Genomic DNA, 26,291 nt, shown 5'->3' with positions numbered 1-26,291 from the left:
CCTATGCCTTGAAGTTCACGACGGGCGGCTCGCACTACCCGCTGATCCACTTGGGCCGGTTCCACCACTGGACGGTGGAGCAGTTGGTGCCATCGAAGGAGTAGCAGGCGTCCCTCGGCTCAATCAGGTTGTGACCGGTCTGGCCGCCGCCGGCGCAGCCGTCCTGGTAGGTGGCGATGACTTGGTTGGTCGGGGTGATGTACTTTGAGTCCGGCTGGACGTACTTCTGGAGCTGGCCGGTGTCCGTGTTGGTCAGGTCGAAGGTGATGCCGCGGGTGACCACGTCGAAGCCGGACGTCGCGCCCTGGTAGTACGGGATACCCAGCCCTGCAGCCATCGAATTGCCTCCCCATTGGCCGTCCAGGTGGTAAGCCCATCCGGTGTAGTAGAAGTTCTTCGGGCTGTAGTAGTTGTCGCCCTGGCTCTGGATTCCGTAGTAGTCAGTCCCGCGGGAGAAGCCATACCGGGCCGACCCGTCCAGGGTGTTGGCATTCTGCCCGTCGTTGACCATCTTGGTGCCAATGACCTGGCTGCCGTACTTGTTCGAGTAAGCACCCCGGTAGAAGGAACCGTCGGCGGTGTTGCCAACCTGGGCGGCACTGAACTGGCGGGTATCCGTGCCGGAGCACGTCGAGATCATGACGCCTGCCTTGGCGGTGTCGGCCGGGGTGATGATGGGCTGGGACTTGATCTCGCGGGCCAGTCCGTTGTCGGCTGTCGCTGTCACCGTGTACTGGAAAATGGCACCGGGCGAGGCGAGGTCATCCCAGACTCCGGCGGCACCGTTCGTGTACGTGTTGATGCGCACGGCGCTGCGAGACAGGCCGGATGCGTCCCCGTTGGGGCTGACCGTGTCACCGCCCAGGGAGTTGCGGACCACCTTGACGTTGCTGCCGCCGGGGACGCTGCCCCAGCGGACAGTGGTCGCACCGTTGGACATGGCGCCCAGGTCAATGTTGGTGACATTGAGCCTGTACCGTGCCTGCTGTCCTCCGCCGGCGTCGCCGATCTCACCGCGGACAGAGAACTTGCCCGGGTAGGTCTTGACCGTTGTGGTGGTGGCATCGCTGTAGCCGCCGTTGGTGACCGCCTCGTTCTTGGACTTGGCCGTGAAGGTTGTCGTGGAGCCGTCCGGGCTGTCAGCGCCTGTCCAGTTCACGTTCGCGCCGCTCTGGGTGTGGTCAGTGCTGACGATCTTGGTCGTGCTCTTGTACAGGTCGTATTCGCAGGTGGCGGCGGTGCAGAAACGGTTCGGCCCGGTGTTGCCGGCGTCGGCGTTCTGCACGACCCGGAAGTCGGCGGACCGGTCCGTGAGGCTCGGAGCGCGGACAACTTCCAGGGCGGGGGCTGCGGGCCGCTGCGTGAGGGTTTCCTTGGCGGAGAACTCCACGCTCAGGCCGGTGGCGTTGTAGGCGATGACCGCGTAGTCGGACTGGGTGCCCTGGGCGGCGTTGTCCTTCAGTGTGGTCGCCTGGATCCCGCCGGCGGCGGAGGTCCCGCACACCTGAGTCAGGCAGGTCTTGGCGCCGGATTTGTCGAACCGTGCGACCTGGTAGCCCGTGGCCGAGAGCGTCGGGTTCCAGACGAGCTGGTTGTAGCCGTCGTAGTCCCGGGACTTGTCCTCATCCGGGACCGGCGGGAACTGCAGCTGCGTGGCCGGCTTCGGGTCAGGGGCCCCCGGAGTGGTGGAGGCGGCCCGCTCGAAGCTCACCGGGGTGTTCCCGGCGAACGCCATGGTCGAGATGACTGCGCCCCCGCCTGCCGGTGCCTTGTAGGAGACGGTCGGCATCAGCCCCGTTGCGCTGGTGACCCCGGCTTCGGGGTTGGCTGAGGAGGCCTTGCCGCTGCTGTTGCCGCGGGGCCCGTCGTTGATGGCAGCGATGTAGTAGGTGGTGGTCGTTCCGTACGGGACGGATTCCGAGAAGGTCCGGGCTGAGGAGGCCATCACATTCGTCATGAAGGTGACCGGGCCGGAGTTGCCGCTGACGTACTTCCACACGTCGTAGGACACCGCCGTCGGCGAGGCATCCCAGGTGACGACGTTGGTCCCGTGCGTCAGGCGGGTAGCGCCCGTTCCGTACTGCGGTGAGATCTTCACATTTTGCGGTGCAGGCGGGTGAGTAAGGGTGACGATGTGGGCGGACTCGGCCGACTGGCCCTGCCCGGCGCCGGCGTTGGCTTTGATGAACCACTCGTACGAGGATGCCCAGCCGCCTTCATCCCAGGTGAATGTGGTGGTGGCCGCGGGCAGTCCGACGGCCACGGCGGTGAAGCCGGGGGTCAGCGGGTTGCCGGTCGTCGGGTCCAGTTCCCGGTACTTGAGCTCGTAGCTGGTCGCACCTGCCACGGCGGCCCACTTGAGGACGATCCGCGGTTTCTTCAGGGCAAGGGCCTTGTCCACGCCGTCGGTCCATTCGTGGGCCTGGTCGGCGGTCGGCAGTACCGTGGAGTTCTTGAACACGGGGGCGTCGATCTGCGGGGACCATGCCTTGGGCATGCAGGAAATGCTGGCGACGGTGCCGTCGGCGTTGCGGGCGTGCACCCGGTACTGGACGACCTCGGCGGGTCCGGCTGTGACGGCTGCATCGGTCCAGGACTTCTGGGTGTCTGAGGCTGCGGCCGTGACGACAGCGACCTGGGTTCCGTTGCGCAGAATCTGGTAGCTGGTGTAACCGGCGAGGGTCGACCAGGTCACGACGGGTTTCCCTGCAGCGTCGGTGCTGATGGAGACCGCCGGGCACATCGGAGGAGTCGTATCGAGGCCTGTTGCCTTGCCAGAGACGCTGCGCGGCGCGGCGGACGTCTTGGCTTCCACGACACCGGTCCTGCCGCCGTTGGCGGTGGTTCCGGCCTTGATCGCCAGGTTCACCAGAGCAATGTCGTAGGTCCGCTTGCTGTCGGCAGGGTTGGTCCGGCCGGTTTCGGTCAGGGCATCCTTGGGAGCCTTGACGTCAATGAGGGTGCCGTCCTTGTCGGTGTAGGAGAACAGGTCCCCGTCCAGCTTCAGGTCATCAACGACTGTTGAGGTCACGGACGTGTTGGAGACAGCCGTGGTCCGGTTGTAGGCGGCAGCCTCGGTCGCGCCGGCACCGGGGCCGCTCCAGGTCTGGCGGTACAGCGTGGTGCCGTTGACGAGCCAGCGGGTCACGACGGGCACGTCGGCCTTGCCCTCCTCGATCTCCATCGATCGGGTGACGAGTTCGTTGGGGCCGGCGTAGGCGATGGTGTTGGACGCCTGGATGTTGGCGACCGCCCGGTCCAGAGCCTCGGAGATGGCAGTGTTCTGGGACTGGGTGGAGGCGCCGCCGGCGGCGGCGTTGTTGACGGTGGTGAAGTAGACGATGGGTCCGCCGATAATGACGGCGGCCAGGCCGATACCCACGACGGCGTCAACGATGCCCATGCCTGCATCGCGGCGGCGCTTCTTGTACCGGTCAATCAAATTTTTCAAGGCCATACCTTTCCTGTGTGCGGCAGATGGGTTTTTCGACGGTGGGCGTCGGTCCGCTTACGGGGTACGTGACCCGGCAGGCTGCTGGTAGTCGGCGAGGTACCAGACGGTGTTGTCGAAGATGTCGTCACCGGTGGGAAGGATGGGACCCTTTTTGCCGGGATATTTGGTGTCCAGGGTGTCCCCCTGGCGGAAGGTCCCTGCGACCTTGACGGTTTTGCAGGCCAATGACCCGGAGAAGTCCAGGCTCTTGGTTAGCGACCGGAAGCCGCCTGCCGCGGTGGTCGTGGTGCTGCACACGCCTTTCGGTGCGTACACGAACAGGTTCCGCACCGTCAGTGAGGAGCCGCTGGCTTCCTCGGTCGGGAACCCGAGGTTGCCGTTGGTGTAGATGTTCAGTCCCGTTCCGGTTGATGCGCTGATGTTCTGCCGGACCGTGACCCCGCCGCTGACGTAAGCGTTGAAGGATCCGCTGCCCTGGATGACGGTGGGGACATCGAAGTCCATGGAGGCGTAGCAGCCGACGTTGCCGGGGCTGCTGGCGGTCAGGACGCCGCCGTTCTGGGATGCCTTCCATGCCGCCGGCGTGGCGCCGCCGCAGCTGGCCATGTTGTCGGTGATGAACTGGGGATCCAGGGACAGTCCGGCCGGGGCGCGGACGCCGTCGGCGACGGTCAGGGACGTCGCCTTGGGCCCGTACTGGAAGAAGTCAACATTGGCTTTGGAGGTGGTGCCGGCGGCAGCCTTCACATCCAGGGCCGAGCCGAGCAGGCCGATCGACCCGGTGATGAAGGGGTCCGCCCCGCCGATGCCGTTCTGGGCGGTGACCGACGTACCGACCAGGGTGTGGGTGAACGCCGTGGACGGTGCCACCTGGTAGGTGATGGAGTCATCAGTTTCGACCTTGAAGCCGCCTACCCGCGAGCCTTGGGCGGTGGCCTGGACTTTGCGGATGGTTCCGCGGAAGGTGCCGGTTGCGTGCAGGACGGTGATTTTGCCGCCGTCGCCCATGGTCACGGGGTCCGCGTACCATTCCCAGGCGCCGTCGTCGACGGTACCTCCCTGGCGCGGGGCGGCCTTGGCTGGCAGGGTTGCCGGCTTGGCCTCGTTGAGCTGATACATGGCGTCCTGGATGGCTAGGTCGGCCAGCTGCCCGGACTGGACGAAGTCGCTCGTCTGCACGGAGCTCTTGATCGTCCGCTGGGTGCTCGAGATCAGCCAGTACACCGTTCCGCTGACCATCACGAACAGCATGATGGTGGAAATGAGGACAAAGCCTTTGTCCCGGACGCCTTTCCGGCGCATGTCTTCGAAGCGGTTCTTCATCCAGTCGCGCATCAGTGAAGTTCCACCGTTCCGTTTTTCCACAGAATGTAGCCGTTCTCGTAGTCAACGCGGGGCATGCCGTTCCAGATGTACTCGGTGTTTTTCGGGTAGCCGAACTTGCTGTTTTCGGCGCCGAGGCCCATCCAGGTGTTGCCGATTCCGCCGAAGACAATGACTGCTCCGTAGGCCGGGGTCCAGTACATGTACCCGCCCTGGAAGTTCTGCTTCCTGCCGCCGTCGCGGAGGGCAATCTCCCCACTGGTCGGGTAGCCAAGGAAGCTGTCCTGGGCGCCCGCGTTCACCCAGCCGGTCCTGATGCCGCCACCGATGGTCTGGGCTCCCGTACCAGATGACCAGACGATACTGCCGCCTTCGAAGGTCTGAAACTGGCCACCGCCTTTCAGCCCGGTGATCAGATCGGAGGTCGGGTAGCCGAGCCAGCCGGATTCGAACCCCAGTGAGCCCCAGAGCGTGCGGACCGGGCCGGTCATACTCACGGCAGCGCCGGTGGCCGGGGACCACAGGATGCAGCCGTTGGCGTAGCAACGGTATTTGCCGCCGCGGACCAGTCCGGTGACTTCTGCTGCGGAGGGGGCGCCGAGGAGGGCCGGGCCGTTGATGGCCTCGTATTTGTTGTCGATGTCTGTGTAGTTTTTCGCCGGCACGGTGCTGCCGAACTGGGCGTTGTAGCGGTAGAAGAAGGCGGCCATCGCGTCACGGTTGACCGAACTGCTGGGACGGTAGGTGCCGTCTGCCCATCCGCCGGAGATGTTGGTGGACTTCATCCACGCCATTTCCTTGTAATAGGCGTCGGTCGTCTTGACGTCGGTGAACGGAGAGGTCGCCGGTGGCGTGTAAGCGGGCCGGCCGGCCATGCGGTACATCAGGACAGCCATTTCCGTGCGGTTGACCAGGGTGCCTGCCGAGAAGGTTGCCGTATCCCAGGGCAGGATGCCCTTGGACACGAGGTAGGTGATCTCCTTGTAGAACGCGCTGCCCGTGTTCAGGTCAGTGAACGGTGAGGTGCCGGGCGCACTGTAGGCCGGCGATCCGAACTGGCGGTAAATGAAAGCCGCAATCTGGTCGCGGTTGGTTCCCTCTGTTGGCCGGTAGGTCCGTGTTCCGTTGGGCTCTACCCAGCCGGTGCTGATGCCGTTGGTGTACATCCAGAGGATCTCGGTGAAGAACGTGTGGGTGACCGGCACATCTACGAATGGGGACACAGGCGCCGGAGGAGGCGTCGGCGTGGGAGTGGGTGTAGGCGTGGGCGTAGGCGTGGGGGTGGGTGAAGGGGTCGGGGTTGGGATGACCGGGGCCACCTCCACCGAACCCCGGATCCCGGCCGGGACTGCCTCGCCGATGCCGGGAGTGATCAGGACCTGCTGGGACTTCTTGTGGGCTGTCGTGGCGTCGCCGGTGACGTCCTGCCAGGAGACCTCAACCATCACCAGCTTGGTGCCGAAGTCTGAGGGTCCGGCCGGCTTTTTCTGCCAGCCGACAGCGTTGCGGACGTTGAGCTCCAGCCCGCGGACCGTCGACGTGCCCGCGTTGGCCGGCAGTGACCCGCCGGTGATCTTGTCCACTCCCGAAGGCAGCGCAACAGTGGAGGCTACGTCGGTGCCGACGTTAGCCCAGTTGGTGGCCTTGGCCTTCTCCAGGGCGTCCTGGGCTGCCTGGGCCGCGATCGAATCGTTGACCGCGGTACGTTGGGTGATGCTGGCGTTGGTGCTCACGCTGGTGTAACCGAGCGTGAGCATTGCTATGATGCCGAGGCTGATGACGCCCTCGAGGATGATCGAGCCTTTGTCCTGCTTCATGAACCGACGGAAGAAACGGTTTCCTGCCCACGCGCCGTTCATGCGGTCATCTCCGCGAAGTCGATGGTCCTCGGGGCCGTGAGCCCGGCGTCGATGGATTCGAAGGATTCGATGTCTCCCCAGACGGCGGCGTGGCGGTCGTGAACCCAACGGCGTGAAGGCAGCGTCTTCAGCAGGGACGCACCGATGCTTGCGACGGCCTCAGGCAAAGTGCTTTCCGTGGAGGGTTCGTGCGCCGACATGGTGGGCCTTTCGCTGAAGCTGGTGTGAGCCGTTAGCGGCCGGGAACATGGAGTTCCCGGCCGCGTGGTACTGGCTGTCTTACGGGCAGACGGTGGCGGGTGTGGCCTTCGGCGTGACCGACAGGCCAGCCGCGGTGCCCTGGCTGGTGTACTTGACGCAGTAGTTGGTCACGTCAGGGCTGGTCGCCTTCAGCACGTAGCCGTAGCCGTTGGCGTCGATGGTGGACGTGACTGCCGCAGCGCCGAGGTTGGATGCTGCGATGGAGGCGGTCACGTTGGCTGCAACGTACTTGGCCTTACCGGACAGCGAGTAGTCGGACTCGACGGTCAGGGCGACGTCGGAGACCGTGCCGGAGAGGTTCTGCACGGCGGCGCGCTCGAAGTACTTCGAGAACTGCGGCAGGATGGCCAGCGCCAGGATCGCGATGATGGCCATGCCGGCCATGATTTCGATCAGGGAGAAGCCTGCGTCACGACGCTTTTTGCGAACCGGCGAGGAGATCTCTCCGCGAACCATCCGGGCGCGGGCTTCCTGCGGGTCCAGGAGACGGGCGATATTGCTCAAGGTGGAACCTTTCTCAAGTCGGGCGTTTCTGGGCCTGCCCGGATGCTGGTGTGTAGCTGAAATTCGCCTACAACAGGGAACATGCGTAGATATTCACGGCAGGCCCCCTCAGGGTCAGAAATTCCGAAGAAATCGGCCGCACCAATGAACATGCGTAGATTCGGCAGGGCCCGGCACCCGGGGCGCAAAGAAAATCGGGCCGCTCCCCCTCCGTGTGAGGGAGGAAAAACGGCCCGATTGTGGATGAAGCGCCGCATAATGCGGATGAGAGCCACGAGCTATCGCGATTAGCGGCGGCGGGGTTTAGTACGGGGAAACAGCGTCTCCGAGGCTGAAGTACGGGAGGTAGATTGCCAGCGCGATGATCAAAACCATGCACGCGATCCCCACCAGGAAGATCGGCTGGACGTACGCTTCCATGTTGTTGGTGGTGTGGTCCACGTCGCGGGCGTAGAGCTTGCCCACTTCGGTCAGCGACTCCGCAGTTTCGCCGGTGTCTTCGCCCAGGGCCAGGAACTTGATCAGCATCTTCGGGAACAGCGGTTCTTCGCGCAGTGGCTCCATGATCGACTTGCCCACGAGCTTGCCGTCCCGGGCCTTCAGGATGGCTTTCTCCATGACCACGTTCCCGACGGAGCCGGCGGTGATGGTCAGCGCGTCGGTGATGTGGACGTGGTTCTCTGCAAGGGATGCCATGATGCGGCAGAACTTGGTCAGGGCGATGTCACGGAACAGCTTTCCGAAGACCGGGAGCTTGAGCTTGAGCGGATCCACGAACTCCCGGACGTGCATCTCCTTCGAATTCCGTTTGTACCAGAAGGAACCAAACGTGCCGATGACGACCAACAGCGGGACCGCCCAGGCCATCTGTTCCGAGGCGGCCATCACCATCCGTGTCAGGGCAGGCAGCTGGGCCTTACCCTTGCTGAGCTCCACGTACATGGCGCCGAACTTGGGCACCACGTACATCATGAGGAAGATGAAGATCGCTGAGGACAGGACAAGCACGACCATCGGGTAGGTCAGTGCCTTCTTGACCTTGGCGCGCTGTTCATCCTCGGCTTCCAGATCGTCCGCGACCTGGTTAGCTGCCTTGGCGACGAAGCCGCCCTTGTCGCCAGCGGCCAGGGTCCTGGTCATGAGCTCAGGAAAAATGTAGGGGTGCTTGGCCATGGCATCGTGCATCTTGATGCCCTCGGAGCTCATATCTTTGAGCACCTCGGTGAGGCCGTGGGCCAGGACAATGTCGCCGATTTCACCGTCGTCCAGGATCTCGGTGATCGCGGCACGTTCGTCGTAACCGACCTTGAGGTACATGGCCAGCTGCCGGCTGGCGGCCACCATGGCGCGCGCCTTGGGCCTGGCCTTCTTGCCGACGGCGGTCGTGCCGGTCTGGCGCACCTCCAGGATTGAGGTGTACTCGGGGTTGGCGGCCAGTTTGGCGATCGCCGACTCGCGGGAGGACGCAACTGCCCTGCCGGTCTTGGGCTTGCCGTCGGCACCCTCGGCCCGGAACGCGAACGTCTGGTTCTTCTTAGCTGGCGCTACCGCGGTGGTCGTCAAGGGTTGCTCCTGGGTCGATGTATCCCCGCGGCATCGGGCTACGGGCGGTCGTCTACCTGGGAACATGCGTAGACGGCGCCGGCAAGGCCGGGAGCCGGATACTTCAAACCGCTAGAGGACCAGTGCCCCTGCCAGGGTGGTGCCGACCAGGCCGGTCAGGATCAGGACGGCCACGACCGCGGGGGCGCTGCGGCGCACGGTTTTTACCGCGGTGCGCAGGGCCCGTCGGACGGTGATACTCATGGGGGTGCTCCTGTTCATATAGGGGAACATGCGTCGATAATCGGGGCAGGGCTTGCAGAGGCTTCGCGGGCCTGTCCGATCGTCTGGCCGGTGCGCCCGGACCGGCTTCCGGCGTGGAGACTGTGAGTCTCCGCCGCACACATATGGGGCGCAGGGCACCACGAACCCGAACCGGTTTCAGCGGTGACAGAGGCGGCGGATTCCGCACACATTATGGGAGTGAAACAGGGCATGAAAAACCTGACAATCCACCCCGAAACGGGTAGTGATAAAACGGATGCCGCACACATTAGAACTGTGACGGAGACCGGTAAAGGAAAGGCTGTGGACTACTTGGCAGATTCGCTCGGAGCGGCAGTCGGGGAAGCCGAAGAAGAAGCCGGGAAAGTGATAACCCAGGCGCCATCACGGAAAACCAGATCGTTGACCGAGTCAGCCAGGGCGTCGCTGTTAGCCACCTTTGCACCGCCGACAGTCACCGAGACGGCTTCGATCGGAACCGACGCCTTCTGACCGTCCACAACAACCTTGGAGTCATCGACATCCACGGAAACGGCAGCCTTCGGGTCAGCCATCTTCACCAACACAAAATCGGAGACGGTGTTCTGCACCGTTTCGGAGGCGGCGTCCTTGTCCAGGAACTTCACGGCAGGCGCGAACGTCTCCGCTGTAGCCTTGTCGGCAACAGCGGCGGCAACCTCATCGGAGGTGCTGGCTACAACGAAACCCTTGATGGCCTCGGCTGCCTTGCCGCCGGTGAGCTCCTTGGCGTCAACGGTGGGGCTCGGTGCTGCGGCCGGCGTGTTCTGTGCGCAGCCCGCTGCGCCGAAGGCCACGGCGGCCGTCAGTGCGAGTACGCCGAAACCCTTGGTGATGCTCTTCATGATGAATCCTTTGTTTGTCAATAGCGAAAACTTCTTAAATGACAAACTACGTGAGAGATTTGACGTTTTGCAAGTCCGCGTGTAACAAGTTGGGCACCGTGCCGGAATTTCTTCCGCTGCACGGTGCCCTTTTGCTTGCAATCAGGACCCGGTTTGCCCTGAAATCCCCGAAATCCTGGGCTTACTCGCCCTTCGGCTCGACCAGCGGTGCGGCCAGGAACGTTTTTCCGCTGATAGTCACGTGATACGCACCATCCTGCTTCTCCACCTGAAGTTCGTTCATCAGGATCGGCCGTTCGAGGGCTTCCATCTTGACGATGAAAGCCTGCACTGCCTCCAGACTTCCCTTGCCGTTGATCTTCAACGTCACCGTGCCAAGCAGCGCCGTCGTTGAAGCGGCCGTCTGATCCGTGGTGTTCTTCGGGACGGGTGCCGGTCCGGGAAGCGCGCTGCCTTCCTGGGCAGACTGCGAGGTCGCGGCCGCCGGAGCGGGAGCGTTCTCCTTATCGGCTTCCTCCGGTTCCGGCACGTTCGGGTTCAGCGTGGTCAGCGTGACACCTGTTGAGTCAGCTGCCGCTTTGATCGCATCGATCATGTTCTGCTGCGCCGCGACCGACGGGAAGGACTTCGAGAACCCGTCCACCTGCGATTTGAGCGGTGTCAGGTTCTTCGCAATCGCCTCCAGCTTGTCGGCCTTGTCGGTGAGCGCAATGTTGCTGATGTGCGCGTTGGCTGCGGATGCGACCAGGGCCTTGGATTCGTTCATCTTCGGGACGAAGAACATCGCATAGGCGATGATGATCAGGAAAACCGCGGCGATGCCCGCAACGATGTACGGGGCGATGTTCTTGGACGTGGATCCGTTCACTTTGCTGCTCCCTGGGTTGCCGGGCCGGCCGAGGCGGGGCCGGTGGCTGCGGTGGGCGTTTGGATGGAGGCGAGCTCTTCAGGCGAAGGCTTGAACTTGTCGCCCTTCTGGGACAGCGCCTGACTGGTGTGGCCGACGACGAACTTGAAGGAGACGCCGTCATCTTCCTTGACCGACTCGAGCAGGTACGGCTCGGCGAGCATGTCCTTGTTCTTGTTCAGCGAAGCCACCAGCTGGGCGACGGCTTCCACGGTGGGTGCTTTGCCGGAAACATCCAGGCACCCCAGGGAGGATGAGGGCAGGAACGGGCTCGATGACATGCACGGGGAATCCGGTGCGGCGGTCTTCATGGAGGTGAAGATGGCGCCGACAGAGTTCGCACCATGGATCGCCTGGACCACCCGGGAATACGCCACATCCGATCCGAGTGCGGCGCCCACCGCAGCCTTGCGCTCCACGAACCCGTCGGCGTACAGCTGGACATCCCGGTTTTTGGCCAGGTACTGGCTCGCCTGGGCTGTGATGGCCGTTTCCTTGTCCAGCTCGGCCTGGGCTCCGGCCGTCCCGGCCAGGACGACGACATAGGCGCCCGCGGTGAGCCCGAGCAGTCCCAACGCCATCAGCATCGACTGGCGGACGGCACGACGGCGCGCCTTGAGGCCGCGGGCCTTCGGCGGCAGCAACACCAAGGCCGGTTTGATGGGTGATGCCCACGTCGGTGCCGGCGGAGTCTTCTGGACCGGGGCTTTGGGGGCCTTCGGTTCCTTGGGTGTTTTCGGGCGCGGTTCAGGCTTGGCCCGTTTGGCCTTCGCCGGGCCGTTGTCCGTGGTGATTGTTGCCATCAGGCTGTTGCTCCCATCGCCAGGCCGACAGCGGCCATGTAGTCAGTGCTGAGGATCGGACCGAGGTAATGCCGCTCAGGCTCGCCGCCGATGTCGATGGCGTACCGCCCCGTCATGGTCCGCAGGCCGGTGGATTCCTGCAGCGTGGCCGGCAGGTTGGTGACCAGGGAGCCACCGCCGACGAGGGTGAGTCCGGCGACCGGGGCCCGTTCGGGCCGGGTGCTCTGGTAGCTTTCGATGGCGCCGGAGATGGTGGACGTGAGCTTGAAGGCGTAGTCGTCCATGGCCTGCTGCACCGCGAAATGGCGGTTGTAGCTGACCTTCTCCTTCACCACACGGTCCAGGTCATCATCCTGCAGACCCTTGGCGATCAGCTTGTTCAGCTCGCCGCCGGCCGCACCGCGGTGCAGGGTCAGGGCGTAAGGTTTCCCGCCTTCATGGATCAGCACGGAGGTGACGTCTTGCCCGATGTCGACCAGGACGTCCAAGACACCGGGCGCACGGGAGGCGATCCAGCTGGCCCGCAGCGAGGCCATGCCGGCCAAGTCCGCGCCGGCGGCGTTCAGTCCCGCCTTCTGCAGGACCTCCAGCTGGAGCTCCACCAGCTTCTGACCGACACCAATCAGCAGCGCATCGATCTTGCGCTTGTCCTCGGCGTCGGTGAACTCGCCGAAAACGACCGCGTCGAGGATGACCTCAGAGGGTGCGCCCAGGAGCAGTGAGTCCTCAGCGATGATGTCGAACCCGATCGCGGTCTGGAAGTTTTTCGGCTCATGCCACGGGGTGATGGCGCGGTTGACGTACACGTCGGACGCGGAGTTGATCCCCATGACGGCGTCTTTGGAGGTGAACTTGTTCGCTGCCAGGAACGCCTTCAGCTCGGAGGCTACGACCTCGACATTCTCGGCCTTGATCCCGCCACTACTGATGACCCCGGGATCCAGCGGCAGGTACGCCTGCTTCTCCACGGTGACTGCACCCTTTTCGATGCTGACTTCGGCGATTTTCAGGCCCGTTGACCCGAAGTCGATGCCAATGACTTTTTCAGCCAATGCAGGTTTCCTGCTTCCTTGTTGAAAACGCTCAGGACTCTTCAGCAAGGAACATGCGTAGACGCTGCGGGACGGCCGTGCCCGGCGGGTCTACGCATGTTTGGCACTGACACCTCAAAGAAGTCAGGAATGCCACACAGACATGAGTGCCCTCACCACCACCAGGCTCGAAACGTACTTCGTGACCCGGAATATCCTCACGGCTGAGGAGTTCGGGGCAGCCGAAGTGAATGCGGCCGCGCAGGGACTGAAGGTTCTCGCCTTCCTGAGAAAACAGGAGCGGATCACCCACCAGCAGGCCAGTGGCGCCCACGCCTTCCAATACGGCTGGACCTACCAGCCCCTGGACGATGACCTGGTCCTCTCCGAAGACCTCATCAACCTGCTCGAGTTCCAAGTGGCCCGGAAATTCAACGTCATCCCGATCTCCCTGGACGGGGACGACCTGACCGTCGCCTGCGTCAACCCGCTCGACGTGAACGTCACCAAGCAGCTGCAGACCAAGACCGGCAAGAACATCGTCCCGGTGTACTCCTCCTCGAACGAGCTCACCCGCGCCGTCGGCAAGTTCTACTCGACTTCCATCGAGGCGGCGCTGGCCGGCAAAGCCGCCGCCAAGGAAGTCAGCACCGAGGCCGCCAAAGCCTACCGGCCTTCATTGGTGGTCGCCGGGGACGAAGGCAACATCGTCAACACCCTGGACGCCATCCTTGAAGGCGCCCTCGAAGCCGGCGCTTCGGACATCCACCTGGAACCGGCATCCACCCACCTGACCGTCCGTTACAGCGTCGACGGCAAGCTGCGCAACGAACCCCACCAGCCCAAGGAGCTCGCCCCACGTCTGGCCGGCCTGATCAAGACCCGGGCCCGGCTCTCCTCCTCCGAGCTGACAAACCAGGACGGCGCCATCAGCCACGAGTACAAGGGCAAAATCTATGACCTCCGTGTCGCCGTCCTGCCGGCCGTCTGGGGCGAGGCGATCACCCTGCGTATGGGCGCATCGGAAGCCTGGAAACTGTCCCAGATTGGGTTCGCCGAAGACACCGAAGCCAAATGGCGCCGCTCCATCAACCAGCCCAACGGCATCTGCCTCGCCGTGGGGCCTATGGGTTCAGGCAAGACTTCTCTGCACTACGCCTCCCTGGATGCGCTCATGGGCCAGGGCCGCAAGATCGTCTCGCTGGAAAATCCGGTGGAAATGAAGCTGGCATCCGGCATGACGCAGGTGAGCATCAACGAAGGCCAGGGACTGACCTGGGACGGCGGTATGGAAACCGTGCTGCGGTCCGCGGCTTCTGTCCTGTTCGTCGGTGAAATCAACAAGGACGCTATCGCGCACACCGCGGTGACCGCCGCCATCACCGGCCACCTCGTCCTTTCTACCCTGCACACCAACGACGCCCCCGGCGCCGTGCTGCGTCTGCGCGAAATGGGCCTGCGTCCCTCTGTCCTGGCCGACTCGATGCGCGCCGTCTGCGCCCAGCGTCTGCCCCGCCGCCTGTGCGTGCACTGCAAGGTCATCACGGTCCCCGACCGGGACATGATCGTGGACTTCAAACTCACCCACGAGGACCTGGCCGAGGTGGATCCGGCAACCGGCAAATCCATCTGGTACGGACCCTCCGAGCACGGCTGCCGGGAATGCAACGGCATCGGTTACAAGGGCCGGCTCCCCATCCACGAGCTCATGACCTTCCCGCGGCGCATCCGGGACCTCATCACCGAAGACGTCCCCAACCGGGTCCTGGCCGAAGCCGCCAAGGAAAACGGGATGCTCACCCTCCAGGACGACGGGCTCCTCAAAGTCCGTGAAGGACTCACCAGCCTGGCCGAAGTCCGCAGCCACATTCTGATCGATTAGGAAGGACCCTCATGACAGCAACAGCCGTCGCCCCCGTCCAGACAGCAGCCACTCCCCCGGCAACGAGGAAAGCCAACGCCGTGGACTTCCTGCTGTATAGGACTCTGGACATGAAAGGTTCCGACCTGCACCTGGTCGCCGAGACCACGCCCTGGGCCACCGTTCACGGCAAAACCGTTCCGCTCGAGGGCCTCACCCGCCAGCTGGATCCGGCCACGTTGCGCGCCACGCTGCGGCAGATGGTCACCGAGGAGGACTGGGCCCGATTCTGGGAGAAGAAGCGCCTCGACTTCTCCTACGAAACCGATCGGGCCAACTTCCGTGGCCACTTTGCCATTGCCGGCGGCGAACCGATGGCCGTGTTCCGGACCATCCCCTCGGTCGTTCCGGACTTCGATGACCTGGGCCTTCCCGAGGTGATCCGGTCCTTCATTGACGCCGAGGCAGGCCTGTACCTGTTCATCGGTGTCACCGGCTCAGGCAAGTCCAGCTCCCTGGCCGCCCTGATCAAGCTGGCCAAGAACAAATACGCCAAGAAGATCACCACCATCGAGGCGCCGATCGAATTCCGCCACACCCACGGCAGGTCCTTGGTCGTCCAGCGCGAAGTGGGCCGGGACGTGGACTCCTTCGCCCTCGGGGTCGAGGATGCGCTGCGTGAAAACCCCGACATCATCCTGGTCGGCGAAATGCGTGACCCGGAAACCATGTCCGCGGCGCTGTCCGCTACCAGCTCCGGCCACCTGGTGTTCTCCACCCTGCACGCCGGCTCCACCGCCGACGCCCCGTCCCGCATCCTCGAAGCCATGCCGGCAGACCGTGTGGCCGACACCCGAGCACAGCTGGCCCGGTCCCTGAAAGGTGTCGTCTACCAGAAGCTCCTGCCGGTCAAGGGCGGCCAGGGCCGAGTCGTGGCCACCGAGGTGCTGATGATGAACCAGGCCATCTCGAACATGATCAAGAACAACAACACCGAGGGTATCGCCGGTCAGCTGCTGGCCAAGGACTCCGGATCCATCCCCTTCGAGGTCTCCCTGGTGAACCTTGTCTTGGACGGCATCATCAACGAGAGCACCGCACTGGATGCCGAGATCACCAACGGCTCGTACCTGCGCCAGAAGGCCGCCGGACGCCGCAACTGACAGGAACGGCCCCGTCCTGTTCCCGGGACGGGGCCGTCACTTCGAGGTCTTAGGACAGGTAGGAGATGGATTCCCAGTGGACGGGTTTATCGGTGAGGTTGACCGCATCGTGGATCCGCCGCGCCTGCCGTCCGGCTTCCGTGATGTCCGCCGGGATGCCCTCGGCGGCAAGGGCGTCCTCGGCGAGCATCAGCCCGGTGCGCAGAGCTGCGAGGTGGACATCTTTCAGGACCGCCGCTTCGGCGCAGTAATGCGCGGCCAGGCTCGACCGGTCGGCTGCCTGGGCGCTGCGTCCGGCCGCCGGGTAATCCCCCGCGGCGTACAGCCTGCTGGCCAGGGCAGCGAACCGTGCGGCCCGGGCGGATTCGGCGGCCGCGAAGGCGGCAAGGTCACGGCCAGCCAGCCACTCCCGGGCGAAGGCGCCGGCTTCTACCGGGTCCAGCGGTGCGTCCGGCAGGTCAATGGCGGGCAGCGCCCGGGCCACGGTGCCGGAGATACCCCAGCTGTCCAGCCCTTTCAGCAGCTGATGACGGTAACCGGCGGCCACACCGGCAAGGCCAGCTTCGGGAAGTTCAAGGGCCCGCAGCGGACTCAGGTCAAGGAGGGACTGCGGGGTCTTCTCCATTTCAGCGGCGATGGAGAGCGCGTCGCCGGCCAACTGGGCAGTCAGGGCATCCCATCCAAGGCCGTCAGCGGCTTTGCGGCCGGCAATTCTGTAGAGGGTTTCCGCGGTGGCATTGCCCATAGTCGCTGCAGCTCTTCTCCTGCCGGATGGTCCCCCGGCGATCGTCAGGTCGGCACAGACACCGACATACTTAGTGTAACAGTTTGCGATTTTCCAACCAACGCCGCGCTACCACCCATCGCCGCCCTGAGCGCCACACAGGCAGCACTTCCCGAGGAGCTTCATTGACCATCCAGACCACCCCTGCAGGCACGCCGATGCCCGATGCCGTCACCGAGGACGATGTGGAGATCCTCCCGGATGTCGACGAACCCTGGCTGCCCTCCGTCCTGACCCTGGAGACCGGGCTTCCTACGGCTGCTGTGGCGCTTGGCGCCGGGCTGCTCGGGATCTGGGCCAACTCCGGCCGGGGGCCGCTGGTGGCGACGATGATCGGCATCCTTGCGGCCGCCCTGATCGTCCTGGCCGTCATCGACTGGAAGACCCACCGGCTGCCGAACGCCATCGTCCTTCCGATGTACCCTGTCTTCGGTGTGGCCATTGCAGTAGGTGCCTTCACAGGAGCCATCACAGCGACCGCCGCGATCACCGCTGCCGTCTCGATGGTCGCCGCGTACGTCATCCTGTGGTTTTTCGCCTTCTTCACTGGCGGCCTCGGCTGGGGTGACGTGAAGCTCGGTGGAATTCTTGCCCTGGTCTGCGGGCTCGAGTCCGGGTATGCCGCAGCTCTGGGTGCGCTGATTCTTCCGATGATCCTCGGTGGCCTGGTGGCACTGCCGATGATGTTCGCGGGACGCCGGAAGCACGAGCTGGCCTTCGGCCCCTACATGGTGGCCGGCGCCCTGCTGATCCTCCTGTTGCCAGGGGTGCTGGAGCCGATCAGCCGGGGCTCGATGATGTGAGCTGCTGAGGCACCAAAAAGGCCCCGCCGCGGACTTCTCCGGGCGGGGCCTTTTCGGTGCCGTGTTACTGCTTGGTGACGGCGGTGGTCCCGGTCTGGACGGGTGCCAGGTCGATGACACCGGTCAGGGACAGGGCCATGACGACCAGGGCCACGCCCAGGATGACACCGAGGACGATGCGGCTCTTGGCGGACGTGTTGGCCCATTCACTGCGAAGGCGATCCATGGATTCTCCAATGTTCGGTGGCCCGGCATTTCGCCAGACCGGATGTGTTTTGCAAAACGGTTACCGGTTATCAGCAGGAACCGGTCCGGCCCTTGCCTCTACGCAGGAACATGCGTAGACGCAGGCGGGTCAGCTGTTCGGGGGCACCGTTTCCCCGTCGCAGACCACAGTCCGCGGCAGGGTGATGGTGCATTCGACGTTCTTTCCGTTCACAATTGCTGCGAACGGAATCCCTTCCTTGAGGCCCTGTTCCGGGATAGCTGACTGGACGCCGTAGTTCTTGGCCAAGGACGCCCAGACGGCCATGTTGTAGTTCCGGTCATGGCTGGCGAGGATGTTCACCAGGAACGCCGAGGTAACAACCCCCAGCACCGCTGCCGCAACGGCAACAGCGAGGGATCGCCGCCACAGAGATGTCCCGCGGTCCGAACGTGCTGTTCCCCGACCCGCCTGAAACGAGGCATAGAAAAACACGCCGGCGACAGCCACCAGGATGGCCACCATCGGAAAGACCGGGACGGGGGCCGGGATCATGCCCTGGCTCCGAGGTATTCCTGCTTCATGGTCTTCCCTATGCGCCCCGATGGCTGGCGGGCGTCACCGGGTGCTGGACAGCCCGGATCAAGGGCCCGTGGGTGAGCGGGTCGGCTTGTCGTCAAAATGCCGGTGGCCTACAGTAAGTAGGGACTTTACTGGACAGGGGCAGGACCGCCGTGGCACGACCGAAAGACCACCTCCCCATGCCTCCGGCGCAGGTGAAAACCCTGGTGGCGACGTTCACCGACTTTCGTAAAGCCCTGGACCCCGGGGACCCCTGGGCCAACAGCCGCCTCGCCATCGTTATCAAGGCAGCAGACGCCGCCGGCTGGTCCCGTCGTGCCACCGCCTCGGCACTGGGCATCTCCCGCGAACGGCTGCAGCGGATCGCCAAGTTCCCGCCCGCTGCCAAGCACCGGATGCCGGCCCACGAACTGGGTGCCGCCTTCCCGGCCGCTTCCGTGGCGGCGTTCCGCAAGCATGAGGACGAAATCAGCCTCCGCCGGAAGCGGGCCGAAGCGGCCGTCGTGGCCGCCATCCGTTCCGCGCACCACACCGCCGGCTGGCCGTACAACGTCCTGGGGGCCTTGGTCGGCACCAGCGGTGAACGGCTCCGCCAGCTCGCCGAGACTGACCTGGACACCGGAGGGGAGCCGGCGCCCTCGTTTGAACCCTTCACCCGCCTGCTCAAAGAGACCAGCGCCCAGCCACGATCCGCCCGCGCCCTTGATTTGGCCGAAACGGAGAAGCTGCGGCTCCTCGCGGACCGCGCCCGGAAGGCGACCAAAACGGTCGGCAAACGGCTGGGGCACAACCCAAGCCCCGAAAAGATCCGGGCCCTTGAGGCCGCGCTGGAGTACCGGCTGGCCTCCGAAGAGCTCTCGGCCCTGCTGATCGGGCTCAAAGCGGAGAACGTCTCGTGGCCTGATCTGGACACCGCCTGCGGGTACAAACCAGGAGGGGCAAGGGCGCGGGCCATCCGCCACGGCTACGCCCAAACCCCGCCGAGCATGAGCCCGTACACGCCGACCCTGTTGCCCGGCTGGCCGGAACCAGCACAAATCTCTCAGTTGACAGATTCCGCTAGCGTGTAACGTGTCCTAGGTGTCAGGTCACCCACAGAGAGGCGTTTGCCATGGTTTTACCGTCCCCGGCCGCTGATCCGTGGGTACAGCTCGCCGACCTGCAGGCCAAGGCGCAGGGGGATGAAGCGTTCCGGGCGATCTACAGCGCCGCCCTGCGCGATTTCCACGAAGCCGGCTGGACCTACCGGCAGCTTGGCAAAGCCTGCGGAGTCTCGCACGAATACGTCCGGCTCGCGATCCTGGACATCCCCGAGGACGTCACCTCCTCCGGGCTCACCGCTCCCCCGCGGCCCAAATCACTCAGCGCGATCCCGTTGCGGGACCTGGACGCGCAGGTGGCCGCCATGTTGAAGACCCGGCTCTCCGAAGCTGTGCAGGCTGACCCTGCCGAACGGACCGGGTCCGGGGTCAAGCCTGCCGTGGCCAACTACTTCGCCGCCCTGCAGCGCGCGGTCGGCGCCGGCTGGGACGCGCACTCCATAGCCCACTCCCTTGGGTCGCACCCAAAAGCGGTCTTCAAGTTTGTCGCCCAGCAGGAACGCTATGGCGAAGGAACCAGCCCCCGGCTCCCGGACGCACCGCACCGGGACGCACCGACGCTCTGGCGGGCAAGCCGGCCGTCCCTGCCGCTGGTCGTCGTGCCGGACAGCGATGTCCGGCAGATGCATGATCTGGAGAAGTCCGCATACGGCGACGCCCCGGCGGCCACTGCGCTCCGGTTGTATGAGTCTTTACTGGGCGCCTGGTATCTCCTGGGCGCCAACCGGGAGGAGCTGGAACGGGCCACCGGCCAACAATGGGAGACCATCCGCAAACGCCTCGTCCGCGCCGGCTATATGTCCGGCAAGCCACGGTCCTCAGCCAAGCCAATCACCTAAGCCGCCGATCCCGGCCGGAGTCCACACGACACCGGCCGGGATTTTTTTGTGTCCAAAACCAGGACCGCACCGGTTCAGGCGCTTTGGTGAAGGCGGCAGTTTGACCGCCGCGGAAGTGCGCCGGCGCGCAAAAAGGCCCGTCGGCCGCCGACCTGCATAGGAACTGCCGTAAGCCAACCGGCGGTCTCAACTTCAGGTGCAGCTTTCGTACCCAGAAGTCCTACGCCGCGCAAAAATTCCGCCGCAGGACAACGGTGTCCGCGAAATCTACGCATGTTCCTTGACGGGCCGGGGGGTGCTCAGAATCCGTCACTTGCGCCGAAGGGAACGAATTGCCTGTCCTGACCACAACGGGTCCTCTGTCTCGTGTCTCCGAGGAATCCCAGGAGCTTTTGCGCGTCCTGGCAGCGATGCCGATGTCCGACCCGGCCTACGGCAGCTGGTGGGCCACCGAACAGGGTGCCTGGTTCTACGAAGAGATCACCACCAGGATCGGCAGCCCGCTAGCCGCCTCGCTCCGCACTAAGTACGGCGTCGCCTACGAATGCGCCGACGTCGCCAACACCGCCTTCACCGTCCTCCGCCAGGACTTTGTTCATGCCTATCTGCTGCGCGCCGACGATCCCTGGGCGTACCTGTCCCAGATGCTCAAACGCGAAATGCTCAACGCCGCCGGCGCGCACTTCCGGGTCGAACTCACCGACGAGGCGCTCTTTGAAGCGTCTTCACCCGTGAGCGGCCGTTCGATCGTTACCGTGCAGGACGCCGCAGCCCTAACCTATAACGCGCTGGCCCCGCTGGTGCCGGCACAGTACCGGGACAAGCTCCGCAACGCCATCAGCTACTTCGCCGAGCCCGGCGGAGTCCGCATCAGCCACCTCTACACCCATGCCAGCAACGACCCGGAACTGACCGGCCTCGGACTGGTCCGCGAAGAGATCCTGGCCATCGCCAACGCCGTGCTCGGCAGCAGGCCCAACAACGGTCAGAACTCACTGATCGTAGCTTTCCTGCACGACGCTGACTTTGACCCACGCTCCTCCATCCTGCACCGCCGGGCCCTGAACAAGTTCGAGTCGCGCATGGCCGGCCTGACCAAACAGGAGGCCCTCGTTGGCTAAGTACGTCACGGAGCGGCGCACGTCCGAATTCCCCCGACACCGGGCCGACTCCAAGTTCGCAGACCGCAGCCTGCCAAACGTGGCATTGCTCGCCGCGGCCGGTGACATCGACGAATCCGACATGCCGTTCATCGGGCCCGTCAACGCCCCCGCCCCGGTCGCGGAAGTCCAGGAAGACGAACTCCCGGAGAACTACTTCCAGACGGACCCGGACAAGGACACATGGCTGGAAGAAATCATCCAGGAATGCATGCGCATGGGCGCCTCGGACCTCCTGCTGAACCACGACGACAGGCGTCTTATCCTGACCGCCTCGGCCCGCGTTGACGGCCGGATGCGCCCGGTCCGCCGCGTTGAAGGCGTCAAAAGCAGAATCATCATCGGCAAGTTCAAGGCCGAATCGAACCTCTCCACCGGCGGCCGGTTCGCCCCCGAAGAGACCATCTACATGGTCGACGTCCACGGAGACAAACGAAAGGCGCGCGTCGCGGCCTTCCGGACCGCCGACAGCGGCGACGCGATCGTCATGAGGCTGCCCCCGACCGGCCCGCTGCGGCGGCTTGACGAATTGGACTTCTCACCACTGAACCTGCAGCTGTTCTACGACCTGCTCGCCGCCGCCAACCGGATGATCATCATCGCCGGCCCCATGGGCTCAGGAAAGACCACGACCGCCCACGGCGCGCTTGACCACGTCGCAACCGCCACCCGGACCGTATGGACCGTCGAGGACCCGGTTGAACGTACGCTGCCAGGGCTCATCCAGCTCGAAGTCGACGAAGCCAACGGTGCAGGTTTCGACACACTGCTGCCCGCGCTGGTCCGGTCCGACTACGACACGCTCTTCCTTGGCGAAATTCGTGACCAGGCCACAGCGGCCGCCGGCGTCCGCCAAGCCAAGGCCGGCCGGCAGGTCATCACCACCATCCACGCCAACAACAACGTCACCGCCCTGCTCCGTCTCATCGACCTCGCCGTCGACTCCCCGCTGTCCGTCATGGACTCCGTGAAAGGCGTCGTCTCCCAGCGGCTGATCGGCAAGCTGAACCCGGACTGGGACGGCCGGAGCCAGCTGACCAAGTACAAGGGCCGGGTCCCGATCCACGAAGTACTCACCATCACCGACGAGCTGACCGAAGCGATCATGACCAACCAGCCACTAAGCAAGCTCCGTCAGCTCGCCGAGACGAACTCCATGTCCACCTTTGCCGCCGACGTCGAACGCCTGGTTCTGAAGGGCATCACCGACGAGGAAGAAGCGCGGAGGGTCATCGGTGAATGACCTCCTCACCCGGCGCGGACAGCGGGAGCAAGAATCCGCGGCTGCAGGATCCGCGCTCACCGCATCAGTCCTGCAGGCCGTCCAGACCGGCCCCGCCCTCGTCCGCTCCTCCGTGCCCCTGGCACGGCTGCACACCCTCATCAACAGCTGCGGTGACATGCGCGTCTCGGACATGCACATTCACCCGGACAAGCCGGTCCGGCGGCTCCGCAGCGGCAAACTCGTCATGGACCAGGGCCCCGAAGGGATCTTCTCTGCCGATGACATCGGCGTTTGGCTTGCTGACGCCACAGACGGGCACCCCTCGCCGCTCGAACCGCGCGGCCACGCCTCCGTCGCCATGGAAACCGACAAATACCGGGTCCGCGGAACCTTCCGCAAGTCCCTGGCCGGTATCACCGTCACGTTCCGCCTGATCCCGACCGTCGTACCCACCGCCGAGCAGGTCGGGGTGCCCCAGATCATCCAGGACCTCATGCACCGGGATTCGGGCCTGATCATCATGGAAGGCCCCACCGGGTCAGGGAAGACCACCGCCATCGCCGGCCTGGTCAAGAAGGTCAATACCGAATACGACAAGCACATCTACATGGTCGAGGACCCCACCGAATTCGTGCACGAGGAAATCGGTGCGACCTCCATCGTGCAGCGCCAGATCGGCACGCACGCCCTGGACTACCCGACCGCCATCGAAGATGCCCTGCGGTCCAAACCGAACATCATCGTGATCGGCGAACTGCTCAACGCGGCAACGGCCAAGGCCGCCCTGCACGCGGCCACCACCGGGCACCTGGTCATAACGACCGCTCACGCAGGGTCCATCACCGAGGCGCTGGAGTCGTTCATTGGTCAGTTCACCGCAGATGAGCAGTCCCAGGTCAGGTCGCGCCTGTCTCAGTCGCTGCTGGCCATCATGGTCCAGAAACTGGTCCCCGCAGTCGACGGAAGGCTGCAGGCGGCCCGCGAGGTCCTGGTCAACAACCTGAACTTCAGCGAGCTGATCCGCAAGGACTCCGCACATCTGATCCGGGCCCAGATTGACGGGGACAAGGAAGACGGCAAGCAGCGCAGCTTCACCCTCGAAAGCAGCCTCCTGCAGCTCGTGAGGGAAGGCAAGATCACCGTTCAGACGGCCATGACTGCCGCGAAGGCACCGGACGACATGAAAAACGCGCTCAAAAGGGCCGGACTCTACAAAGAATTGGGACAGGCAGCATGAGCATCGACTTCGAAAAGGCCATCCCGCCGACAGCTGACGTCCAGATCCCGGTCGAAGACATTCCCGACACTCCGACAGTTCGCCGCGGCTGGGGCGCCAGGAAAGCTCCCACGGCCACCACCGAGGTTGCGTTGACGGGCGAGCCAAAGCGGGCCGCCAAGCAGGCCAGGGAGAAGCGGGCCAAGGACAAAGTACCGGCCGCCAAAGCCAAGAAGGCCGAGAAGAAGGCCAAGAAGGGCGACCTGGGCTTCGACGAGAACGGCGTCCCGCTCAAGAAGGCCCCCACCTTCGTTTGGTACAAGGGCAAGAAGTCCAAGCCCGAGACCATCGCTCGGTCCTTGCGTGCGCTGACCATGGTCCTGCGCGTCGGCGAATCCGAAGCACGTGCCCTGGAAATCGTCGGAGAGCAGTACCACAAGTTCGAAATCGGCCGGGCCTACGAGAACGCGGCCAAGACCATGCGCGAGGATGGCGCCGGCTTCAAGCAGGCCCTCATGGCCGAAGAGGTACTCCCCCGGACCGTCCGGGAGCTCATCGAAGCCTCGCACACCTCCACGGCCCTGATGAAGAACCTTCAGGTCGCGGCCACCCTGGTGGGTGAGTCCCAGAACGTGAAGAAGAAGCTGCTGATGGAACTCATCCAGCCCGGCTTCATGATGGCCATGTGCATCGGCCTGCTGTTCGTCGCCGTGACCCTGATCATCCCAGGCTTCGTGGCCACCTTCGCGTCCCTGGGCGCCGAGACCCCGCATATGACGATCGTCATCCTGGAGGTCGCCGAGATCACCAAATGGGTGCTGGGGATCCTCATCACCCTGGTGGTCCTGTTCATGTGCTACTGGGTCACGCTGGGGCGCAAATCGGAGCGGTTCAAGATCATGATGGACACCATCTCCATCCGGGTCTACGGCATCGGGCCCATCGTCCAGCTCGCCGCTACCAGCCGGCTCTTCCAGTTGCTCTCCGCCAACCTCGACACCGGCATCGGAGAGCCCGAGTCGCTCAAGAGCGCCGCCAACGGCTGCGGCAACGAAGCGCTGAAGCACCACTGCATCACCCACTCCGAAAAGATGCTCAGCGACGGCCTGCCACTGAAGGACTTCATCAAGACCAAGCTGGTCCCCAGCGACGCCCGGAACCTGCTCGGCTCGGCGCCGTCCATCAAGCAGGAAATCGAAATCATGAACGAGCTCGCCCCGGAATACCGGAACGAAGCCAACGTCCAGCTCGAGACGCTCTCCAAAACCCTGAACCCGATTGTCAACTACATGGTTTACGGCGTCGCCGGCCTGCTCATCATCTCTATCGTCCTGCCCATGTACGCCATCTACCCCGCCCTGATGAAGATGGGCGGCGGCTAGACCACCCCGCCGCACACATTCCCGGCAGACCCGTCCCGCTCCCCGCATTAAACAGATTGGAACTCCATTGAGCACCGTTCTCACCGACACAGCCCCCATCGACATCCAGGCCTCCGTCACCTGCCCGGACGAGCCGGCTACTGAGGTTGCAGCTTCCCGGCGCACCGAAGCAACGACAGCCGAAACCGCCGAGGCGTACACCGAGCCCGCAGCGGAATCCGGGGAGCCCTCCACTGCGGCACACCAGAAGGTTGAGGAGGATAAGTCCGGCTTCAACGACTCCGGCCTCCGCGAACTGACCAGCCAGGACTGGCTTTTCGCCGCGACATGGGGCATCGCCGGAGCCCTGGCCACCACCGCCGTGTCGGTTCTGTTCGTGCCTGTCCACCTCATGGCCCTGACGTTCGTCCTCGGCGCCGGACTGGGCATGCTCGGCTACCTGGACTACTGCACCCAACTGATCCGCAACGCCCACAACATCGTGTTCGGCACCTTCGCTGCCATTCTTCTGATCGCCACCCTGATCATCAGCCCGGCCAGCGCGATCCTCCTCCCGGCGGTCATCGCGGCCGCAGCATCCTTCGTCTTCATGCTGGTCCTGGCCATGTACACCGGGTTTGCCGGCGGCGGCGACATCAAGATCTCGCCCATCCCTGCAGCCCTGCTTGCGGCCATCTCCCCGATCACAGCCATGATGTGGCTGCTGTTCACCTTCACCCTCTGCCTGGCCGCCATGATCTCGGCACGGCTGACGGGCAGTAAGCGCAAGCACGTGGCGATGGCCCCGTTCATGGCTGTTGCAGCCGTCATGGCGATTGCCATCTACGGGCTGCTCGCCCAGGTCCTGGGCATCTAAGAACCGGAGCCACTCAGGGCGGCCCGCCGATGGTGCGGGCCGCCCTTTCTGTGGGCTGAATCACCGGATCATTGCCGGTTCAACAAAGTTTCCGCATTCTGTCCATTTTTGCGCGGCATCCCACTTCTGTATGTGAGCCCAAGAAAAGGCAGACCGGGGAAAGCCCGGGACGCCGGCTTCACCCTCTTCACAGAAACGGAAATACCTTGACTCAGGCTTTCTCCCGCATCGAAGCTTCCAAGTCCGCCGCTAAGGTCCGCGTGGCTGACGCATTCAAGAACGA

25 protein-coding genes are annotated in these 26,291 nt (G+C 64.3%); 10 read left to right on the top strand and 15 right to left on the bottom strand.

Features of this window, described 5'->3' with window-relative positions:
* Window positions 1-34: 34 nt before the first annotated feature.
* The 11 genes from ABIB45_RS03085 to pilM form a co-directional block, all read right to left on the bottom strand.
* Window positions 35-3,457, bottom strand: a complete 3,423-nt coding sequence (locus ABIB45_RS03085; RefSeq protein ID WP_354214463.1) for a phage tail protein — start codon at window positions 3,455-3,457, stop codon at window positions 35-37.
* Window positions 3,458-3,508: 51 nt separating this feature from the next.
* Complete coding sequence (locus tag ABIB45_RS03080; RefSeq protein WP_354214462.1) at window positions 3,509-4,789, bottom strand: hypothetical protein; 1,281 nt, start codon at window positions 4,787-4,789, stop codon at window positions 3,509-3,511.
* Window positions 4,789-6,636 (bottom strand): S-layer homology domain-containing protein, encoded by a 1,848-nt coding sequence (locus ABIB45_RS03075; protein WP_354214461.1) that lies wholly within the window; start codon window positions 6,634-6,636, stop codon window positions 4,789-4,791. The genes ABIB45_RS03080 and ABIB45_RS03075 overlap by 1 nt, the downstream gene beginning before the upstream one ends.
* Complete coding sequence (locus ABIB45_RS03070; RefSeq protein ID WP_354214460.1) at window positions 6,633-6,836, bottom strand: hypothetical protein; 204 nt, start codon at window positions 6,834-6,836, stop codon at window positions 6,633-6,635. The genes ABIB45_RS03075 and ABIB45_RS03070 overlap by 4 nt, the downstream gene beginning before the upstream one ends.
* Window positions 6,837-6,915: 79 nt before the next feature.
* Window positions 6,916-7,401 (bottom strand): prepilin-type N-terminal cleavage/methylation domain-containing protein, encoded by a 486-nt coding sequence (locus ABIB45_RS03065; RefSeq protein WP_354214459.1) that lies wholly within the window; start codon window positions 7,399-7,401, stop codon window positions 6,916-6,918.
* 303 nt (window positions 7,402-7,704) lie between these two features.
* Window positions 7,705-8,964, bottom strand: a complete 1,260-nt coding sequence (locus tag ABIB45_RS03060; protein ID WP_354214458.1) for a type II secretion system F family protein — start codon at window positions 8,962-8,964, stop codon at window positions 7,705-7,707.
* 111 nt (window positions 8,965-9,075) lie between these two features.
* The gene (locus ABIB45_RS03055) at window positions 9,076-9,207 is read right to left on the bottom strand and encodes a hypothetical protein (protein WP_354214457.1); all 132 of its coding nucleotides are present in this window, start codon (window positions 9,205-9,207) and stop codon (window positions 9,076-9,078) included.
* Between the two features lie 329 nt (window positions 9,208-9,536).
* On the bottom strand, window positions 9,537-10,091 hold the full coding sequence (locus ABIB45_RS03050) for a hypothetical protein (RefSeq protein WP_354214456.1): 555 nt from the start codon (window positions 10,089-10,091) through the stop codon (window positions 9,537-9,539).
* Between the two features lie 181 nt (window positions 10,092-10,272).
* Window positions 10,273-10,959 carry a hypothetical protein gene (locus ABIB45_RS03045; protein WP_354214455.1) on the bottom strand — a complete coding sequence of 229 codons (687 nt, stop codon included), beginning with the start codon at window positions 10,957-10,959 and terminating at the stop codon, window positions 10,273-10,275.
* Window positions 10,956-11,801, bottom strand: a complete 846-nt coding sequence (locus tag ABIB45_RS03040) for a hypothetical protein (protein WP_354214454.1) — start codon at window positions 11,799-11,801, stop codon at window positions 10,956-10,958. The genes ABIB45_RS03045 and ABIB45_RS03040 overlap by 4 nt, the downstream gene beginning before the upstream one ends.
* On the bottom strand, window positions 11,801-12,853 hold the full coding sequence (pilM, locus tag ABIB45_RS03035) for a pilus assembly protein PilM (RefSeq protein ID WP_354214453.1): 1,053 nt from the start codon (window positions 12,851-12,853) through the stop codon (window positions 11,801-11,803). Before pilM ends, ABIB45_RS03040 begins: the two co-directional genes overlap by 1 nt.
* Window positions 12,854-12,995: 142 nt before the next feature.
* Here pilM and ABIB45_RS03030 point away from each other — a divergent pair, with 142 nt between their 5' ends.
* The gene (locus ABIB45_RS03030) at window positions 12,996-14,714 is read left to right on the top strand and encodes a GspE/PulE family protein (protein ID WP_354214452.1); all 1,719 of its coding nucleotides are present in this window, start codon (window positions 12,996-12,998) and stop codon (window positions 14,712-14,714) included.
* Between the two features lie 11 nt (window positions 14,715-14,725).
* Window positions 14,726-15,856, top strand: a complete 1,131-nt coding sequence (locus ABIB45_RS03025) for a type IV pilus twitching motility protein PilT (RefSeq protein WP_354214451.1) — start codon at window positions 14,726-14,728, stop codon at window positions 15,854-15,856.
* A 49-nt stretch (window positions 15,857-15,905) separates the two neighbouring features.
* Here the strand turns inward: ABIB45_RS03025 and ABIB45_RS03020 are convergent, their stop codons facing one another.
* On the bottom strand, window positions 15,906-16,601 hold the full coding sequence (locus ABIB45_RS03020; RefSeq protein ID WP_354214450.1) for a hypothetical protein: 696 nt from the start codon (window positions 16,599-16,601) through the stop codon (window positions 15,906-15,908).
* Between the two features lie 164 nt (window positions 16,602-16,765).
* Between ABIB45_RS03020 and ABIB45_RS03015 the strand changes: the two genes are divergently transcribed.
* The gene (locus tag ABIB45_RS03015; RefSeq protein WP_354214449.1) at window positions 16,766-17,443 is read left to right on the top strand and encodes a prepilin peptidase; all 678 of its coding nucleotides are present in this window, start codon (window positions 16,766-16,768) and stop codon (window positions 17,441-17,443) included.
* Window positions 17,444-17,507: 64 nt separating this feature from the next.
* Here ABIB45_RS03015 and ABIB45_RS03010 read toward each other — a convergent pair whose 3' ends face one another.
* Window positions 17,508-17,669: a hypothetical protein gene (locus ABIB45_RS03010; RefSeq protein WP_354214448.1), complete on the bottom strand. Its 162-nt coding sequence runs from the start codon at window positions 17,667-17,669 to the stop codon at window positions 17,508-17,510.
* Between the two features lie 129 nt (window positions 17,670-17,798).
* On the bottom strand, window positions 17,799-18,203 hold the full coding sequence (locus ABIB45_RS03005) for a hypothetical protein (RefSeq protein WP_354214447.1): 405 nt from the start codon (window positions 18,201-18,203) through the stop codon (window positions 17,799-17,801).
* A 179-nt stretch (window positions 18,204-18,382) separates the two neighbouring features.
* Between ABIB45_RS03005 and ABIB45_RS03000 the strand changes: the two genes are divergently transcribed.
* The 7 genes from ABIB45_RS03000 to ABIB45_RS02970 all read left to right on the top strand — a co-directional run bounded on the left by ABIB45_RS03000 (window position 18,383) and on the right by ABIB45_RS02970 (window position 26,008).
* Window positions 18,383-19,300 (top strand): hypothetical protein, encoded by a 918-nt coding sequence (locus ABIB45_RS03000; protein WP_354214446.1) that lies wholly within the window; start codon window positions 18,383-18,385, stop codon window positions 19,298-19,300.
* 41 nt (window positions 19,301-19,341) lie between these two features.
* Window positions 19,342-20,169, top strand: a complete 828-nt coding sequence (locus ABIB45_RS02995; RefSeq protein ID WP_354214445.1) for a hypothetical protein — start codon at window positions 19,342-19,344, stop codon at window positions 20,167-20,169.
* 332 nt (window positions 20,170-20,501) lie between these two features.
* Window positions 20,502-21,290, top strand: a complete 789-nt coding sequence (locus ABIB45_RS02990; RefSeq protein WP_354214444.1) for a hypothetical protein — start codon at window positions 20,502-20,504, stop codon at window positions 21,288-21,290.
* Window positions 21,283-22,572 (top strand): GspE/PulE family protein, encoded by a 1,290-nt coding sequence (locus tag ABIB45_RS02985; RefSeq protein ID WP_354214443.1) that lies wholly within the window; start codon window positions 21,283-21,285, stop codon window positions 22,570-22,572. The genes ABIB45_RS02990 and ABIB45_RS02985 overlap by 8 nt, the downstream gene beginning before the upstream one ends.
* Window positions 22,565-23,791: a type IV pilus twitching motility protein PilT gene (locus tag ABIB45_RS02980; protein ID WP_354214442.1), complete on the top strand. Its 1,227-nt coding sequence runs from the start codon at window positions 22,565-22,567 to the stop codon at window positions 23,789-23,791. Before ABIB45_RS02985 ends, ABIB45_RS02980 begins: the two co-directional genes overlap by 8 nt.
* Window positions 23,788-25,152, top strand: a complete 1,365-nt coding sequence (locus ABIB45_RS02975; protein WP_354214441.1) for a type II secretion system F family protein — start codon at window positions 23,788-23,790, stop codon at window positions 25,150-25,152. The genes ABIB45_RS02980 and ABIB45_RS02975 overlap by 4 nt, the downstream gene beginning before the upstream one ends.
* Before the next feature lie 67 nt (window positions 25,153-25,219).
* Window positions 25,220-26,008, top strand: a complete 789-nt coding sequence (locus ABIB45_RS02970; protein ID WP_354214440.1) for an A24 family peptidase — start codon at window positions 25,220-25,222, stop codon at window positions 26,006-26,008.
* Window positions 26,009-26,076: 68 nt separating this feature from the next.
* On the opposite strand, the gene ABIB45_RS02965 is transcribed toward ABIB45_RS02970, so the two are convergent.
* A partial coding sequence (locus ABIB45_RS02965; protein ID WP_354214439.1) for a hypothetical protein occupies window positions 26,077-26,291 on the bottom strand: 215 nt, incomplete at its 5' end.

It is taken from the genome of Arthrobacter sp. UYCo732 (assembly GCF_040547265.1).
Lineage (GTDB): Bacteria > Actinomycetota > Actinomycetes > Actinomycetales > Micrococcaceae > Arthrobacter.
This window is presented reverse-complemented; position numbering and strand designations above follow the sequence as displayed.

Bases quoted from the DNA above. Each gene is read 5' to 3' on its own strand.
- ABIB45_RS03085 (WP_354214463.1), bottom strand. From the start codon at position 3,457: ATGGCCTTGAAAAATTTGATTGACCGGTACAAGAAGCGCCGCCGCGAT.
- ABIB45_RS03080 (WP_354214462.1), bottom strand. From the start codon at position 4,789: ATGCGCGACTGGATGAAGAACCGCTTCGAAGACATGCGCCGGAAAGGC.
- ABIB45_RS03075 (WP_354214461.1), bottom strand. From the start codon at position 6,636: ATGAACGGCGCGTGGGCAGGAAACCGTTTCTTCCGTCGGTTCATGAAG.
- ABIB45_RS03070 (WP_354214460.1), bottom strand. From the start codon at position 6,836: ATGTCGGCGCACGAACCCTCCACGGAAAGCACTTTGCCTGAGGCCGTC.
- ABIB45_RS03055 (WP_354214457.1), bottom strand. From the start codon at position 9,207: ATGAGTATCACCGTCCGACGGGCCCTGCGCACCGCGGTAAAAACCGTG.
- ABIB45_RS03050 (WP_354214456.1), bottom strand. From the start codon at position 10,091: ATGAAGAGCATCACCAAGGGTTTCGGCGTACTCGCACTGACGGCCGCC.
- ABIB45_RS03040 (WP_354214454.1), bottom strand. From the start codon at position 11,801: ATGGCAACAATCACCACGGACAACGGCCCGGCGAAGGCCAAACGGGCC.
- ABIB45_RS03030 (WP_354214452.1), top strand. From the start codon at position 12,996: ATGAGTGCCCTCACCACCACCAGGCTCGAAACGTACTTCGTGACCCGG.
- ABIB45_RS03025 (WP_354214451.1), top strand. From the start codon at position 14,726: ATGACAGCAACAGCCGTCGCCCCCGTCCAGACAGCAGCCACTCCCCCG.
- ABIB45_RS03020 (WP_354214450.1), bottom strand. From the start codon at position 16,601: ATGGGCAATGCCACCGCGGAAACCCTCTACAGAATTGCCGGCCGCAAA.
- ABIB45_RS03010 (WP_354214448.1), bottom strand. From the start codon at position 17,669: ATGGATCGCCTTCGCAGTGAATGGGCCAACACGTCCGCCAAGAGCCGC.
- ABIB45_RS03005 (WP_354214447.1), bottom strand. From the start codon at position 18,203: ATGATCCCGGCCCCCGTCCCGGTCTTTCCGATGGTGGCCATCCTGGTG.
- ABIB45_RS02995 (WP_354214445.1), top strand. From the start codon at position 19,342: ATGGTTTTACCGTCCCCGGCCGCTGATCCGTGGGTACAGCTCGCCGAC.
- ABIB45_RS02975 (WP_354214441.1), top strand. From the start codon at position 23,788: ATGAGCATCGACTTCGAAAAGGCCATCCCGCCGACAGCTGACGTCCAG.